Genomic DNA, 13,933 nt, shown 5'->3' on the forward strand with positions numbered 1-13,933 from the left:
GATTAGCAGTAAGGAGAATCATTCCCATGTAGCGTGGTCGCCCGTGACCTGGCTGACCGACCCGTTCTCCGTCGACTTCATGCTCCGTGCCCTCGTCGCCGGAGCCACGGCCGCGGTGCTCTGTGCCGTCGTCGGGACCTGGGTGCTCGTCCGGGGGGGATGGCGTTCCTCGGCGAGGCGCTCGCGCACGGCATGCTGCCCGGCGTCGCGGTCGCCACCCTGACCGGCGTCCCGGCCGTGCTCGGCGCCGCCGTGAGTGCCGGCGTGATGGTCGTCGGCGTGCAGGCGCTCCGTCGCCGTGGCGGCCTGTCGTACGACACGGCGATCGGCCTGCTCTTCGTCGGCATGCTCGCGCTCGGGGTCATCATCGTGTCCGGGTCCCGGTCCTTCGCCACCGACGTCACCGCGATCCTGTTCGGCGACGTGCTCGCGGTCACCACCGCCGACCTCGGCACGCTCGCGGTCGCAGCCGGTGCCGCCCTCGCCGTCGCCGCGGTGTTCCACCGACCCTTCACGGCCGCGGCGTTCGACCCGCGCAAGGCCGCGACGCTCGGCTTGCGGCCGCGCCTGGCCGAGGTCGTCCTCGTGGCGCTCGTGACCCTCGCCGTCGTCGCCTCCTACCGGGCCGTCGGGACGCTGCTGGTCGTCGGGCTGCTCCTGGCCCCCGCCGCGGCCGCCCGTGCGTGGACCCGCGGCACCGGCCCGACCATGGCGCTCGGCGCGGTGCTCGGGGTGGCCGCGGTCGCGACCGGCCTGCTCGTCTCCTGGCACGCCGGCACCGCCGCCGGCGCGAGCATCGCCCTCGTCGCGATCGTCGCCGTCGTCGTCTCGCACGGTCTCCGCCGTGCGACCCGTCTCCTCGTCCACCGTCCCCGGAAGGAACCATGCACCACCTCCGCACCCGACCAGCCCCGATCGCCGTCCCGGCAGCGCTCGGCGTCGCTGCCGCGCTCCTCCTGAGCTCCTGCTCCGCACCGGACACCGACCCGCCCGGCGCCTCCGGTGGACCGTCGTCCACCTCGGCGAAGCCGCACGGGTTCGTCGAGGGCGCGTCCGAGGCGTCCGAGCCCCAGCTCCGGCTGCTGCTCGCCGACGCCGACGGGAGCGTCGCCGTCCACGACCTGCTCGCCGCCGAGACCGAGTCGCTCGACGACGTCCCGGCTCCGGAGCACGCGGCGACCGACGGCCGGTTCCTCGCCACGAGCGACGGGGAGCGGACGACGATCGTCGACGGCGGCGCCTGGACCGTCGACCACGGCGACCACACGCACTACTACGACGCCGCGGCCCGGGTCGTCGGCAGCCTCGACGGCGCAGGGTCGGTCACGATCGCCTCCTCGGAGTCGACCACGACCCTCGCCTGGTCGGCGTCCGGCCGGGCGGTCGCCCTCGACCGCGACGCCCTCGGCCAGGGCGAGGTGCGGGAGACCGCGAGGGTCGACGACGCCGGCGTCCTCCTGCCGCTCGGCACGCTCCTCGTCTCCGGTGACGCCGCTGGCGACCGCGTCCGGGTGCTCGACGCCGCGGGGGGAGCCGACCGGCGTCGACGCCGCATGCGGCGACCCGGCCGGCGGCATCGTCACCCGTGTCGGCGCGGTCATCGGGTGCGCGGACGGCGCGGTGCTCGTCACCGAGGACCCGGACGGCGGCGACCCGGTCGTCGAGACGGTCGGCGTCCCTGCCGGATCGACGCTGCCGCGCGCGACCGACTTCGCGAACCGCACCGGTCGGCCGACCGTGGCCGCCCTCGCCGGGGACACCGGCTACTGGTTGCTCGACACCCGGGAGCGCTCCTGGCAGCACGTCCCGACCGACCGCCCCCCTGCGCCAGGTCGTCGCGGTCGACGACACCGACGAGCACGTGGTCGCGCTCGATGCGGACGGACGGGTCCTCGTGTGGTCCGAGGGGGGACTCCGCTCCCGTGACGACCGAGCCCCTCGTGTCGTCCGCTGCCGGTGCGACCCTGCAGCTCGACGCGCAGCGCGCCTACCTCTCCGACCCGGAGGAGTCCGTCGTGCACGAGGTCGACTTCGCCGACGACGCCCGGGTCGCCCGCTCCATCGACGTGCCGGTCCGGCCCGACGTGCTCGCCGAGGTCGGCCGGTGACCGGCGTCCGGCGGCTCGCGGTCGTGGCTGCCGTCGCGGTCGTGGCGCTCGGCACGACCGGCTGCTCCGCGGCGGAGCGTGACGACCGACCACTCGTCGCGGTCACGACGAACATCCTCGGCGACGTCGTCGAGCGTGTGGTCGGGGACAGTGCCGACGTCATGGTGCTCATGCCACGCGGTTCCGACCCGCACTCGTTCGAGGTCTCGGCGCAGGAGGCCGCCCGGCTGCGGACCGCGGACCTGGTCGTGGAGAACGGCCTCGGGCTCGAGGAGGGCGTCGCACGCCACGTCGCGGCAGCCGCGTCCGACGGGGTCCGGGTGTTCACGGCGGGGGGAGGCGGTCGACGTGCTCGAGTGGACGAGCGAGGACGCCAGCGGCCCCGATCCGCACTTCTGGACCGACCCGGCCCGCATGACCGCCGTCGTGGACGCGCTCGGCGAGGAGCTCCACGAGGTCCCCGGGCTGGACGACGGCGCGCTCGACAGGGCACTCGAGGGCTACCGGGACGACCTCGAGGCGCTCGACGGGGACATGACCGCCGCGTTCGCCGCGCTGCCGGAGGACCGCCGTGCCCTCGTGACGAACCACCACGTGTTCGGGTACCTCGCCGACCGGTTCGGCTTCCGCGTGGTCGGGGCCGTGATCCCGAGCGGCACCACCCTCGCCTCGCCGAGCGCCGCGGATCTCCGCGACCTCGCCGCGGCGATCGAGGACGCCGACGTGCCGACGATCTTCGTCGACGCGTCCCAGCCCGCCCGTCTCGCCGAGGTGCTCGCGGACGAGGTGGACGTGCACGTCGCGATCCGGTCCCTCGCCACCGAGTCCCTCACCGCCGAGGGTGAGGGCGCGGCGTCGTACCTGGAGATGATGCGCTCGAACACCGACGCCATCGTCGACGGCCTGTCGGTTGGCGGATGAGAATGAGAATCAATACAGTGTTGGTCATGACGAAGAAGACCCTCCTCGCCCCGGCCGTGCTGCTCGGCGCGTCCGCCCTCCTCCTGACCGGGTGCGCCGGCTCCGGGACCCCCGCCGCCAGCGACAGCGCGTCGCCCGGTCCGGACGCAGCGGGCGCCGACACCGGCCACCGCATCGCCCTCACCTACGACGGCGGCCTGCTCGTCCTCGACCGCGACCTGCAGGTCGTCGGTGACCACACCGTCGACGGCTTCACCCGCGTCAACCCGGCCGGCGACGACCGCCACGTGATGGTGACCGTCCCCGACGGCTTCCGCGTGCTCGACACCGCGGCCGGCACCAGCGCGGACTCCGCCCTGACCGACGTCACGTTCCCCGCCGACACCGGTGGGCACGTCGTCGTCCACGGCGACCGCACCGCGCTCTTCGCGGACGGTTCCGGCGACGTCACGACGTTCGACACCGCCGACCTGGCGAGCGCCGTCGAGGGCGGCGGACTGCCGGAGGTCGACACGACCGAGTCGGAGGCCGCACACCACGGCGTCGCGATCGAGCTCGAGGACGGCACCCTCCTCACCACCATCGGCACCGAGGAGTCGCGCTCCGGCGTCCGTGCCCTCGACGCCGACGGTCAGGAGACCGCCCGCTCCGAGGAGTGCCCCGACGTGCACGGCGAGGGCACGGTGGCCGACGAGGTCGCCGTCTTCGGTTGCTCGGACGGCGCGCTCGTGTACCGGGACGGCGTGTTCGAGAAGGTCGACGCCCCGACCGAGTACGGCCGCAGCGGGAACCTGTTCACGACCGAGTCGTCGAGCATCGCGGTCGGCGACTTCAACGACGACCCCGACTCCGAGGGCTACCTCCTCGACCAGATCGCCCTGATCGACGCCGCGACGGGCGACTACCGTGTCGCCGACATGCCGGACGGCGTCGGCTTCACCTTCCGTGACCTGGCCCGCGGGCCGGAGGACTCCGCGGTGGCGCTCGGCAGCGACGGCGCCCTGCACGTGTTCGACGAGGAGACCGGCGAGGAGCTCGACAGCTTCCCCGTCATCGACGAGTGGGAGGGCCCCGCCGAGTGGCAGGACGCCCACCCGGCGCTGAAGGTCGTCGACGACGTCGCGTACGTCACCGACCCGGCCGAGCGCACCGTCACGGCGGTCGACCTCACCAGCGGTGACGTCATCGCCACCAGCGACCGCCTGCCGGGCGTCCCGAACGAGATCGCGGTCGTCTGACCGGTCCGCCGCGACCCGACGGACGGGAGGCTCGCCACCAGCCGGTGACGAGCCTCCCGTCCGTCGTCCGGTCGCCCCGGGCGAACGCGCCTCGGCTTCGTCCGCACTTACGGGGACGCGCCGGGAGCCGATAGTGCGCACTGACCACCCACGGACGGGCGGTCGAACACCTGCCCCACGGACGGCGGCGGGTCGATCGAGAACCAGGACGGGCCATGATCGTCGTCACACGACTCAACGGCAGCGGATTCGCTGTCAACCCCGATCTCGTGGAGCGCATCCAGGAGACGCCGGACACGACGCTCATCATGGTCGACGGGGCGAAGTACATCGTCCGCGAGTCCCTGGCCGAGGTCATCGAGCGGATCGCCGCGTACCGCGCCCGGATCGTCAGCATGGCCTACGGGACGGACCTGCCGTCGGCGCGGGACCTGACCACCACCGGGCCGCAGCCCACGCTCGCCCCCGTGGCGACCCTCCGCTCGCAGGACGGGGGGGCGCTGAGATGGACATCGCGACCATCATCGGGATCCTCCTGGCCTTCGGCGCCCTGTTTGGCATGGCGCAGATGGAGCACGTCGAGATGGCGGGGCTCTTCCTGCCCGCACCGATGCTCCTCGTGTTCGTCGCCACCATCGGCTGCGGCGTCGCGAGCACGACCCTCAAGGACGCCCTCGCCGCCTTCAAGACCGTGCCCAAGGCGTTCACGGGCAAGGTGACGCCGCCGCAGACCGTCATCGACGACGTCGTCGGGCTCGCCGAGACGGCCCGCGCGAACGGCCTGCTCGCCCTCGAGCAGGAGGCCGACAAGCACGACGACCCGTTCATGAAGAAGGCCCTGCAGAACATCGCCGACGGCACGGACGGCGACGAGCTCCGGATCCTGCTCGAGGACGAGATCGAGTCGAACGCGGCGCCGATGCGGAGCGCGAGCGCGTTCTTCATGGGCCTCGGCGGCTTCGCCCCGACGGTCGGCATCATCGGCACCGTCGTCTCGCTCACCCACGTCCTCGCGAACCTCGGCAAGCCGGACGAGCTCGGGCCGCTCATCGCGAGTGCGTTCGTCGCCACGCTCTGGGGCCTGCTCACCGCGAACTTCCTCTGGCTGCCCTTCGGCGGCAAGCTCCGCAAGCTCGCGCAGCTCGAGTCCGACCGGCAGACGCTCCTCATGGAGGGCCTCCTCGCCGTGCAGGCCGGCAGCCAGCCTCGGCTCCTCGGGGGAGCGCCTCACCGCGATGGTGCCGCCGAGCGCCCGTGGCGCATCGGGCAAGGGCGGGAAGAACAAGTCCGACGCCGACGACCAGCAGCTGGCGGCCTGACCGTGAGCGCGAACCCCCGCGGTCGCGGACGCGGCCGGAAGAAGGGCGGCCACGACGAAGCCGAGCACCCCGACGAGCGCTGGATGGCCTCGTACATGGACATGATCACGGTGCTCATGTGCATGTTCCTCGTGCTGTTCGCGATGTCCTCCGTGGACCAGGACAAGTACATGGCCCTCAAGGAGTCGCTCGCCACCGGGTTCGGCGAGGTCGAGTCGCAGAAGATCGACACCGCCTCGGGGACCATCGTCACGAAGGACGAGGTCGAGGACGGCACGGGCTACTCGGTGGACAAAGCACAGGCCGACCACTCCACGGCGGCGTCCGGTGCCGAGGACACGAACGCCGACCCAGCGGCCGCCGTCGTGCCGGCATCGGCGACGAAGGCCGACCTCGCGGCGGCGAAGGAGGAGCTCGACGACCTGCAGGCCATCGAGCGGGCCATCTCGGGGAACCTCGAGAAGGCCGGGCAGGACGCCAACGTCCAGTTCCGCCTCGACTCCCGCGGCCTCACCGTCCGGCTCGTCGGCAGCGACACGTACTTCGGCACGAACAGCGCCGACCTCTCCGACCAGGCGAAGCAGATCATGGACGCCATCGCGCCGGTGTTGCGCGGTGCGGACCACGACGTCAGCGTCGAGGGGCACGCCGACAGCCGGAACTCCACCGCCCCGTACGCCACGAACTGGGAGCTCAGCTCGGCCCGCGCGACCGGGGTGCTGCGGGACCTCGTCGAACGCGGTCAGATGCCGGCCGAGCGCATCCAATCCGTCGGCTTCGGGTCGAGCCGCCCCCCTGGCCAAGGGGACCCGGGAGCAGGACCTCGCCCTGAACCGCCGCGTCGACATCGTCGTCCTGTCGAACGCCGACCAGGACGTCAGCGCCCTCATGCCGGCCCTCGCCTCCGCGCAGGACGGGGCCCGCACCGGGTAGCGCCACGTCGCCCCAGAAGAGGGGCCAGAGCTGACGGCCGCCCGCCGGTGGCCGAGAGTGCGCTTCGTGACCGAGACCCTGACCGCGCCCGAGGTGTACGACTTCGCGCGCCCGTCGACGCTCGCGCGTGAGCACGCCCGGGTCCTCGAGCTCGCCTTCGAGACCTTCGCCCGCCAGTGGGGCACGCAGCTGACCGCGAAGGTGCGCGTCCTCAGCCAGGTCACGTGCGAGCAGGTCGCGATGATGACCTACGACGAGTACGCTGCGTCGCTCCCCGCGCTCACCGGCATGGTGCTGCTGCCGATCGAGGACGTCGCCGCGAAGGGCGTCCTGCAGGTGCCGCTCGACGCCGCCCTGACCTGGGTGTCGCACTCGCTCGGTGCCTCGAAGCCGCTGCCGACGCCGGAACGCACCTTCACACCGATCGAACAGGCCCTCGTCCGCCGCCTCGTCGAGGACGCGCTGGACGACCTCCGCTACTCGCTCGGCGGGCTGCTCGAGCGCCCGGTGTCCGCCGGTGCCTTCCAGTTCAACAGCCAGTTCGCCCAGGCCGCGCAGAAGTCCGACCTGATGATCGTCGCGTCCTTCGAGATCCGTGTCGGCGACCGCATCGCCGACGGCACCCTCGCCCTCCCGGCCGAGGCCGTCCTCCCGCAGCTCGTCGACCGGCCCGCCGACGTCTCGACGGCCGACGCGAAGGCCCTCATCGACGCCCAGCTCGCCGCCGTGCCGGTGGGCGTCGCCCTGCGCTTCGCCCCCGCGACCGTGCTGCCGGCCCAGGTGCTCGGCCTCGCCGTCGGCGACGTCCTGCCCCTGCCGCACCCGCAGCACCGCCCGCTCACCATCTCCGTCGACGGTGAACCCGTCGGCACCGCCGCCGTCGGCGCGAACGGCTCGCGGCTCGCGGGCGTCGTCGTCACCACCACCGCATCGGAGCCGTCCGCATGACCGTCGTCACCTCCACGCTGCACACGACCGCCGCCGAGGCGCTCGCGAGCGCGTTGCCCACCCCCGTCCCGCTCGTCGCGACCGTCCAGCCGGGAGGCCCCACCCCCGACCTGCAGGCGCGCGCGGTCGACGCCGTGGTCGCCTCGTTCGTCGGCGGCGTGTCCGCGGACCTCGCGGTGGTCCTGCTCGACCTGGGCGGCATCACCGCCGCCGGTGGCGTCGACTCCGGGCTCGTCTCGGTGGCCGACGTGCTCCGCCCGTCGCTCGAGGCCGCGGTCGCACCGCTCGGCGCCGGCGTGCTCAGCGAGGGCCGCCGCGAGTCCGCCGCCGCGCTCGTCGCCGACCCGGAGACCGTCGTCTTCGCCCTCAGCGGTGCCGGGGCGCCGGCCGGCTGGATCGCCGTCCGGATCCGCGAGAACGGCACCGTCGCCGAGACCGTCAGCGCGGCGCCGACCCTGCCCGCCGGCAATCTCGGCCGCATCAACAGCGTCGAGATGACCCTGACCGTCGAGATCGGTCGCACCCGGATGTCCGTCCGCGACGTGCTCGGCATGGAGCCCGGCGCGGTCGTCGAACTCGACCGCTCGGCCGGGGCGCCCGCCGACGTCCTGCTCAACGGCCGCCTCATCGCCCACGGCGAGGTCGTCGTCGTCGACCAGGACTACGCGGTCCGCATCACCAAGATCCTCGACGTCGCCGAGACGGTCTGAGCCCGGTGGACACGCTCGTCATCGCGCTCCGCGTCGCGCTCTCCCTCGGCGTCGTGCTCGCCCTCATGTGGGTGCTGCACCGACGCATGCAGAAGGGGCAGTTCGGCGCCGCCCGCGCGCGCGGGCGTCGATCGGCCTCGGTCGAGGTCGTCGGCCGTCAGGCGATCGGCGGCAAGGCGAGCGTCGTCGTGGTCGACGTCGACGGTGAGCGGCTCGTCCTCGGCGTCGCCGAGCAGGGCGTGACGCTCCTCACGAGCGGGCAGGCGCCCGCACCGGAGCTGACGATCGTGACGGGTCCGGTCGCGCTGCCGACGGCCGACGCGTTCGGCGCGGAACTCGACCGGCAGGACCAGGCCGCACCGGGCCTCCCGGCCGTCGCGACCGCCCCGGCCGACGCCGAGGGACGCGTCACCGACCCACTGCCGCTCCGGCCGCGCGGCCGCCGTGCCCTCCGGACGGTCCGTGCGGCGGACACGCGGGTCGTCCCGACCGCGGCCCAGCTGCAGGGGTCGATCCTCTCGGCGGACACCTGGCGCCAGGCGGCGTCGGTCCTCCGCTCGCGGCGGACCGGGTGAGCGCCGCCCGCACGGGCAGGCTCCTGCTGTTCGTCCTCCTCGGGCTGACGGTGGTCGCCGGCTTCCTCATGCTCACGACCACCGGAGCGCACGCCGCCGGCGTCGTCGAGCCCTCCGCCCCCGCGGCGCCGTCCGCGCCCGCGACCCCGTCGACGGGTGGCTTCAGCGTCGACGTGAACGGGCCGGACGGCACCCCGTCGTCCGCCGTCGTCACGCTCATCGGGATCACGTTGCTCAGCGTCGCCCCGGCGCTGCTGCTCATGATGACGTCGTTCACGAAGATCTTCGTCGTCCTCGCGATGACCCGGAACGCCCTCGGCCTGCAGTCGATCCCGCCGAACCAGGTGATCGCCGGACTCGCGCTGTTCCTGTCCCTCTTCGTGATGGCACCGGTGATCGGCCACGTGAACGACGACGCCCTGCAGCCCTACCTCGCCGGGAAGATCGACTTCCAGCAGGCCGTCGACGCCGGGACCGCACCGCTGCGCACCTTCATGCTGCACCAGACCCGGGACGAGGACGTCGCCCTCATCACCCGCGCGGCCGGTCGGGACAACCCCGCGCGGATGGCCGACGTGCCGATGACCACGGTCATCCCGGCGTTCGTCATCTCCGAGCTGCGCAGCGCGTTCATCATCGGGTTCGTCATCTTCATCCCGTTCCTCGTCATCGACCTCGTCGTCTCCGCGGCCCTCATGTCGATGGGCATGATGATGCTCCCGCCGGTGATGATCTCGCTGCCGTTCAAGATCCTGCTGTTCGTCCTCGTCGACGGGTGGGGTCTCATCATCACGTCGCTCATCGAGAGCTACCACGTTGTCTAGCGCGGTCCGGCCCGGGAGGCACCCGTGAACCAGCAGGCGGTCATCGACCTCACCCTCCAGGCGCTCCTCGTCGCGGGGGAAGCTCGCCGCGCCCGTCCTCGTCACCTCGCTCGTGGTCGGGTTCGCGATCTCGCTGTTCCAGTCCGTGACGCAGATCCAGGAGGTCACGCTCTCGTTCGTGCCGAAGGCCCTCGCCGTCGCCGTCGCGCTCGTCGTCTGCGGCAACTGGATGATCTCCGAGATGGTCGCGTTCACGCACGTGGCGTTCGACATGATCCCGAAGCTGCTCGGGAGCGGCTGATGGAGCTGCTGTTCGACGCGGCCCGGCTCGAGGGCACGATGCTCGCCGGCGTCCGGCTCGTCGCGTTCTTCGTCGTGGCCCCGCCGTTCTCCTACCGCGCGTTCCCCGGCGTGGTGAAGGTCATCCTCGGCCTGGGGCTCGCGATCGGCGTCGCACCGAAGGTGACCGCCGGTTACGAGCAACTCGACACCGCGACCTTCCTCGTCGCGCTCGTGACGCAGCTGCTCGTCGGCCTCGTCCTCGGCTTCATGGTGTACCTCGTCTTCGCCGCGGTGCAGTCCGCCGGAGCCCTCATCGACCTGTTCGGCGGCTTCACGCTGGCGCAGGCGTTCGACCCGCAGTCGCAGGTGAACGGCGCGCAGTTCACCCGACTGTTCCAGATGGCGTCCCTCGCGCTGCTGTTCGCCTCCGGCGGGTACCAGCTCATCATCGGGGGGACTCGTCCGCTCGTTCGACGGGGTCCCGCTCGTGGACGGACGGTTCCCGATCGACGGCGTCGCCCCGATGCTCGTCGCGGCCTTCGGGCAGATGTTCCTCGCCGCGCTGCAGATCGCCGGGCCGCTCGTGGTCGTGCTCTTCCTGGCCGACGTCGGCCTCGGGCTGCTCACGCGTGTCGCCCCCCGCCCTCAACGCGTTCCAGATGGGCTTCCCGATCAAGATCGGGCTCACCGTCCTGTTCGCCGGCGCACTGTTCATGGCGCTGCCGAGTGTCGTGTCGTCCCTCACCGGCGACGCCGTGCAGGCCATCACGGGCAGGGGGTGACGGCATGTCGGACAGCGGAGAACGCTCCGAACAAGCGACCGCGAAGCGGATGCGCGAGGTGCGCCGGAAGGGGCAGCTCGGCCGGTCGCAGGACCTCAGCGCCTGGATCGGCATCGCCGCCGCCGCGCTGATGTTCCCCTCGCTCATCGGGCACGCGTCGGCCGCCGGACAGCAGCAGATGCGCGCCGTCGCGCTCGTCATCGCCGACCCCACCGTCGGCACCATGCGGCACGTGTTCGACGAGGCCCTCGGCTCGATCGGCGCGACGCTCGGTCCGATGCTCGGGGTCGTCGCGGTCGCCGTGCTCGCCACCTCGGTCGCGCAGGGCGGGGTGCACGTCAAGAAGCTCACGCCGGAGCCCGACCACTTCGACCCCGTCGCCGGCCTCAAGCGGGTGTTCGGGACGCAGGCGCTGTGGAACGGCGTCAAGGCACTGCTGAAGACCGCGGTGGTCGGCCTCGTGCTCTGGTTCGCGGTGCAGGGACTCGTGCCCGTCCTCATGTCGAGCGGGTCCCTGCCGCTGACCAGTGTCCTCGAGGCGGCCGGTGCCGGCGCGGGCACCCTCCTGCAGGCCGCCGTCGCCGCCGGACTCGTGCTCGCCGCCCTCGACGTGTTCGTCGTCATCCGCCGGAACCGCAAGCGCACGATGATGACGAAGCGCGAGGTCAAGGACGAGAACAAGCAGGCCGAGGGCGACCCGCTCGTGAAGTCGCAGCGCCGGTCCCGACAGCTCGCCGCCAGCCGCAACCGGATGATCGCGGCCATCGGCACCGCCGACGTCGTGATGACGAACCCCACGCACTACGCCGTGGCGATCAAGTACGAGGCCGGCAAGTCGGCACCCAAGGTCGTCGCGAAGGGGGCCGGCCCGGTCGCCGACGCCATCCGGCAGAAGGCCGAGGAGGAGCGCGTGCCGATGGTGCGGGACGTCCCACTCACCCGTGCGCTGCACGCGGCGTGCGAGCTCGGCCAGGAGATCCCGGTCGACCTCTACACCCCGGTCGCCCGCGTCCTGTCCTTCGTCATGACGCTCGCCGCGCACGGCGCCGCGAGCGGCACGCACACCCCGCCCCGCCCCACCACCCCGGAGGAGGTCGCCACCGTGCTCGACCCGACCACGCTCAGCGGCGACGTCCGCCCCCCGCAAGCTCCGGACACCGCGTCCCGCCACCGACCACGCTCCCGGAGAGGCCCTCCCCGCATGAAGCGCGCCGACCTGCCGAAGTTCGCCGTCCCGGTGCTCATCGTCGGCATCATCCTGCTGCTGATCCTGCCGGTGCCGCCGTTCCTGCTGGACGTCCTCATCATCTGCAACATCCTGCTGGCGCTGGTGATCCTGCTCACGACGCTCTTCGTGAAGAAGCCGCTCGACTTCTCGGTGTTCCCGTCGCTGCTGCTCGTCGCGACGCTGTTCCGGCTCGGGCTCAACGTCGCCTCGACCCGCCTCGTGCTCGCCCAGGGGTTCGCGGGCGACGTCATCCAGGCCTTCGGGCACGTCGCCGTCGCCGGCTCGGTCATCATCGGCGCGGTGATCTTCCTCATCCTCGTGGTGATCCAGTTCGTCGTCGTCACGAAGGGCGCCGAGCGCGTCGCCGAGGTCGGCGCCCGCTTCACCCTCGACGCCATGCCGGGCAAGCAGATGGCGATCGACGCGGACCTCAACGCCGGGCTCATCACGGACGTCCAGGCGAAGGAGCGCCGCGCGGCGGTGTCCGCCGAGGCCGACTTCTACGGCGCGATGGACGGTGCGTCGAAGTTCGTCAAGGGCGACGCGATCGCCGGCATCCTGATCCTCGTCATCAACCTGGTCGGCGGGATCGCCATCGGCATGCTGCAGAACGGCATGTCGATCACCGACGCGCTGTCGCACTACGGCATCCTCACCATCGGCGACGGCCTCGTGTCCCAGATCCCGGCGCTCCTCATGGCCGTGTCGACCGGCATGATCGTCACCCGCTCGGGCGCCGAGTCCGACATCGGCACGTCGGCGTCCGACCAGCTCTCGCAGTCCCGCACCGCGCTGATGATCGCCGGTGCGGCGGCGATCGCGATGGGGTTCATCCCCGGCATGCCGATCCTGCCCTTCCTGCTGATCGGCGCGGCTCTCCTCTTCACCGGGTGGCGGATCGGCCAGAACGCCAAGCGTGCCGCAGCGACGGCTGCCGAGCAGCAGGCCATCGCGGCCGCAGCACCCCCGAGCGACACCCCCCGAGGACCTGCTCGAGCAAATGCGCGTGCACGCGCTGGAGATCCTCCTGGCGCCGGACCTCGTCGACATGGTCTCCGGCGCGTCCGACGACCTGCTCGGCCGGGTCCGGGCCCTCCGCCGGAAGATCGCCGTCGACATGGGCATCGTCGTGCCGCCGGTCCGCACCCGGGACAGCATCGACCTGCCGCCGTCGACCTACGCGATCCGCATCGCCGGCGTCGAGGCCGGCCGTGGCACCGCCCCCGCGCGGAGCGTGCTGGCCCTCGGCGAGCAGCTCGACGGCCTGCCGGGCGACCCCACCGTCGAGCCGGTGTTCGGACTGGCCGGCAAGTGGGTGCCCGCGGAACTCCGGCACGCCGCCGAGATGACCGGCGCGACCGTGATCGACCGGGTCTCCGTGCTCGTCACGCACCTGCAGGCCGTGATCGGCGACAACGCCGCTCGTCTGCTCACCCGCGAGGACGTCAAGGTGCTCGCGGAGGGCGTCAAACAGGTGAACCCCGCTGCGGTCGAGGAACTCGTCCCCGGCATGCTCTCGATGGCCGAACTCCAGCGCGTGCTGCAGGGCCTGCTCGCCGAGCGCGTGCCGATCAACGACCTCGGGCGCATCTGCGAGGCGCTGACCCTCCGTGCGAAGGTCTCCACCGACCCGGAGGGTCTCGTCGAGTCCGCGCGGGCCGCGCTCGGTCCGGCCCTCGCCGCCCGCCACCTGGACGGCGCCGTGCTCCGTGTGATCATGATCGACCCGGTGCTCGAACAGGCGATGCTCGAGGGGCTCCGTCCCTCCGAGCAGGGGACCCAGATCCTCCTCGACGCGCACCGGATCGAGCAGGTGCTCGGTTCCGTGCGGGACTCGGTCCGCGCCGTCGAGGAGCAGGGGCTCTCCGCCGTCCTGGTCTGTGCCCCGCAACTCCGCCCGGCCGTGCACCGCATGGTGTCCGCGCAGGCCAACGGCCTGCCCGTGCTCTCGTACCAGGAGGCCACGGCAGCGGGGTCCACCATCGAGACCGTGGGAGTGGTCCGTGCCGCCGATCCGATCGCAGCGTAGCGGCGCCACGCTCGACGAGGTCCGTGCCGCGGTCCT

At 72.4% G+C, this 13,933-nt stretch carries 9 protein-coding genes and 6 pseudogenes; all 15 read left to right on the forward strand.

Annotation, left to right across the window (positions count from 1 at the left end; translation table 11 throughout):
* Window positions 1-159: 159 nt before the first annotated feature.
* The 15 genes and pseudogenes from aztB (at window position 160) to DEJ15_RS10485 (ending at window position 13,897) form a co-directional block, all read left to right on the forward strand.
* Window positions 160-960, forward strand: coding sequence for a zinc ABC transporter permease AztB (gene aztB, locus DEJ15_RS10415; protein ID WP_349814690.1), 801 nt, complete (start codon window positions 160-162; stop codon window positions 958-960).
* Entirely contained in the window at window positions 885-2,108 is a 1,224-nt protein-coding gene (locus DEJ15_RS10420; protein ID WP_284174961.1) for a hypothetical protein, read from the forward strand. Before aztB ends, DEJ15_RS10420 begins: the two co-directional genes overlap by 76 nt.
* 137 nt (window positions 2,109-2,245) lie before the next feature.
* Window positions 2,246-2,386: pseudogene (locus DEJ15_RS18420) on the forward strand (metal ABC transporter solute-binding protein, Zn/Mn family); the annotation flags it as partial.
* 70 nt (window positions 2,387-2,456) lie between these two features.
* Entirely contained in the window at window positions 2,457-3,029 is a 573-nt protein-coding gene (locus DEJ15_RS10425; RefSeq protein WP_349814691.1) for a metal ABC transporter solute-binding protein, Zn/Mn family, read from the forward strand.
* Window positions 3,030-3,055: 26 nt separating this feature from the next.
* Window positions 3,056-4,267 (forward strand): hypothetical protein, encoded by a 1,212-nt coding sequence (locus DEJ15_RS10430; protein WP_110824881.1) that lies wholly within the window; start codon window positions 3,056-3,058, stop codon window positions 4,265-4,267.
* Between the two features lie 215 nt (window positions 4,268-4,482).
* Window positions 4,483-4,596, forward strand: a pseudogene (locus DEJ15_RS10435) (flagellar FlbD family protein); the annotation flags it as partial.
* A 176-nt stretch (window positions 4,597-4,772) separates the two neighbouring features.
* Entirely contained in the window at window positions 4,773-6,650 is a 1,878-nt protein-coding gene (locus tag DEJ15_RS18425; protein ID WP_349814692.1) for a MotA/TolQ/ExbB proton channel family protein, read from the forward strand.
* Entirely contained in the window at window positions 6,586-7,467 is an 882-nt protein-coding gene (locus DEJ15_RS10450) for a flagellar motor switch protein FliM (protein WP_110825195.1), read from the forward strand. Before DEJ15_RS18425 ends, DEJ15_RS10450 begins: the two co-directional genes overlap by 65 nt.
* The gene (gene fliN / locus DEJ15_RS10455) at window positions 7,464-8,177 is read left to right on the forward strand and encodes a flagellar motor switch protein FliN (RefSeq protein ID WP_110824885.1); all 714 of its coding nucleotides are present in this window, start codon (window positions 7,464-7,466) and stop codon (window positions 8,175-8,177) included. Before DEJ15_RS10450 ends, fliN begins: the two co-directional genes overlap by 4 nt.
* Before the next feature lie 5 nt (window positions 8,178-8,182).
* On the forward strand, window positions 8,183-8,752 hold the full coding sequence (locus tag DEJ15_RS10460) for a FliO/MopB family protein (protein WP_110824886.1): 570 nt from the start codon (window positions 8,183-8,185) through the stop codon (window positions 8,750-8,752).
* Window positions 8,749-9,576, forward strand: coding sequence for a flagellar type III secretion system pore protein FliP (gene fliP, locus DEJ15_RS10465; protein ID WP_110824887.1), 828 nt, complete (start codon window positions 8,749-8,751; stop codon window positions 9,574-9,576). Before DEJ15_RS10460 ends, fliP begins: the two co-directional genes overlap by 4 nt.
* Window positions 9,577-9,600: 24 nt before the next feature.
* Window positions 9,601-9,877, forward strand: a pseudogene (locus DEJ15_RS10470) (flagellar biosynthetic protein FliQ).
* Window positions 9,877-10,640: pseudogene (locus tag DEJ15_RS10475) on the forward strand (flagellar biosynthetic protein FliR). The pseudogenes DEJ15_RS10470 and DEJ15_RS10475 overlap by 1 nt, the downstream one beginning before the upstream one ends.
* A gap of 79 nt (window positions 10,641-10,719) precedes the next feature.
* Window positions 10,720-11,604 (forward strand): annotated as a pseudogene (locus tag DEJ15_RS10480) (EscU/YscU/HrcU family type III secretion system export apparatus switch protein); the annotation flags it as partial.
* Window positions 11,605-11,841: 237 nt separating this feature from the next.
* Window positions 11,842-13,897 (forward strand): annotated as a pseudogene (locus tag DEJ15_RS10485) (flagellar biosynthesis protein FlhA).
* Window positions 13,898-13,933 lie beyond the last annotated feature (36 nt).

Origin of the sequence: Curtobacterium sp. MCJR17_043 (assembly GCF_003224315.2) — a bacterium.
GTDB lineage: Bacteria > Actinomycetota > Actinomycetes > Actinomycetales > Microbacteriaceae > Curtobacterium.

Bases quoted from the DNA above. Each gene is read 5' to 3' on its own strand.
- aztB (WP_349814690.1), top strand. From the start codon at position 160: ATGGCGTTCCTCGGCGAGGCGCTCGCGCACGGCATGCTGCCCGGCGTC.
- DEJ15_RS10420 (WP_284174961.1), top strand. From the start codon at position 885: ATGCACCACCTCCGCACCCGACCAGCCCCGATCGCCGTCCCGGCAGCG.
- DEJ15_RS10430 (WP_110824881.1), top strand. From the start codon at position 3,056: ATGACGAAGAAGACCCTCCTCGCCCCGGCCGTGCTGCTCGGCGCGTCC.
- DEJ15_RS18425 (WP_349814692.1), top strand. From the start codon at position 4,773: ATGGACATCGCGACCATCATCGGGATCCTCCTGGCCTTCGGCGCCCTG.
- fliN (WP_110824885.1), top strand. From the start codon at position 7,464: ATGACCGTCGTCACCTCCACGCTGCACACGACCGCCGCCGAGGCGCTC.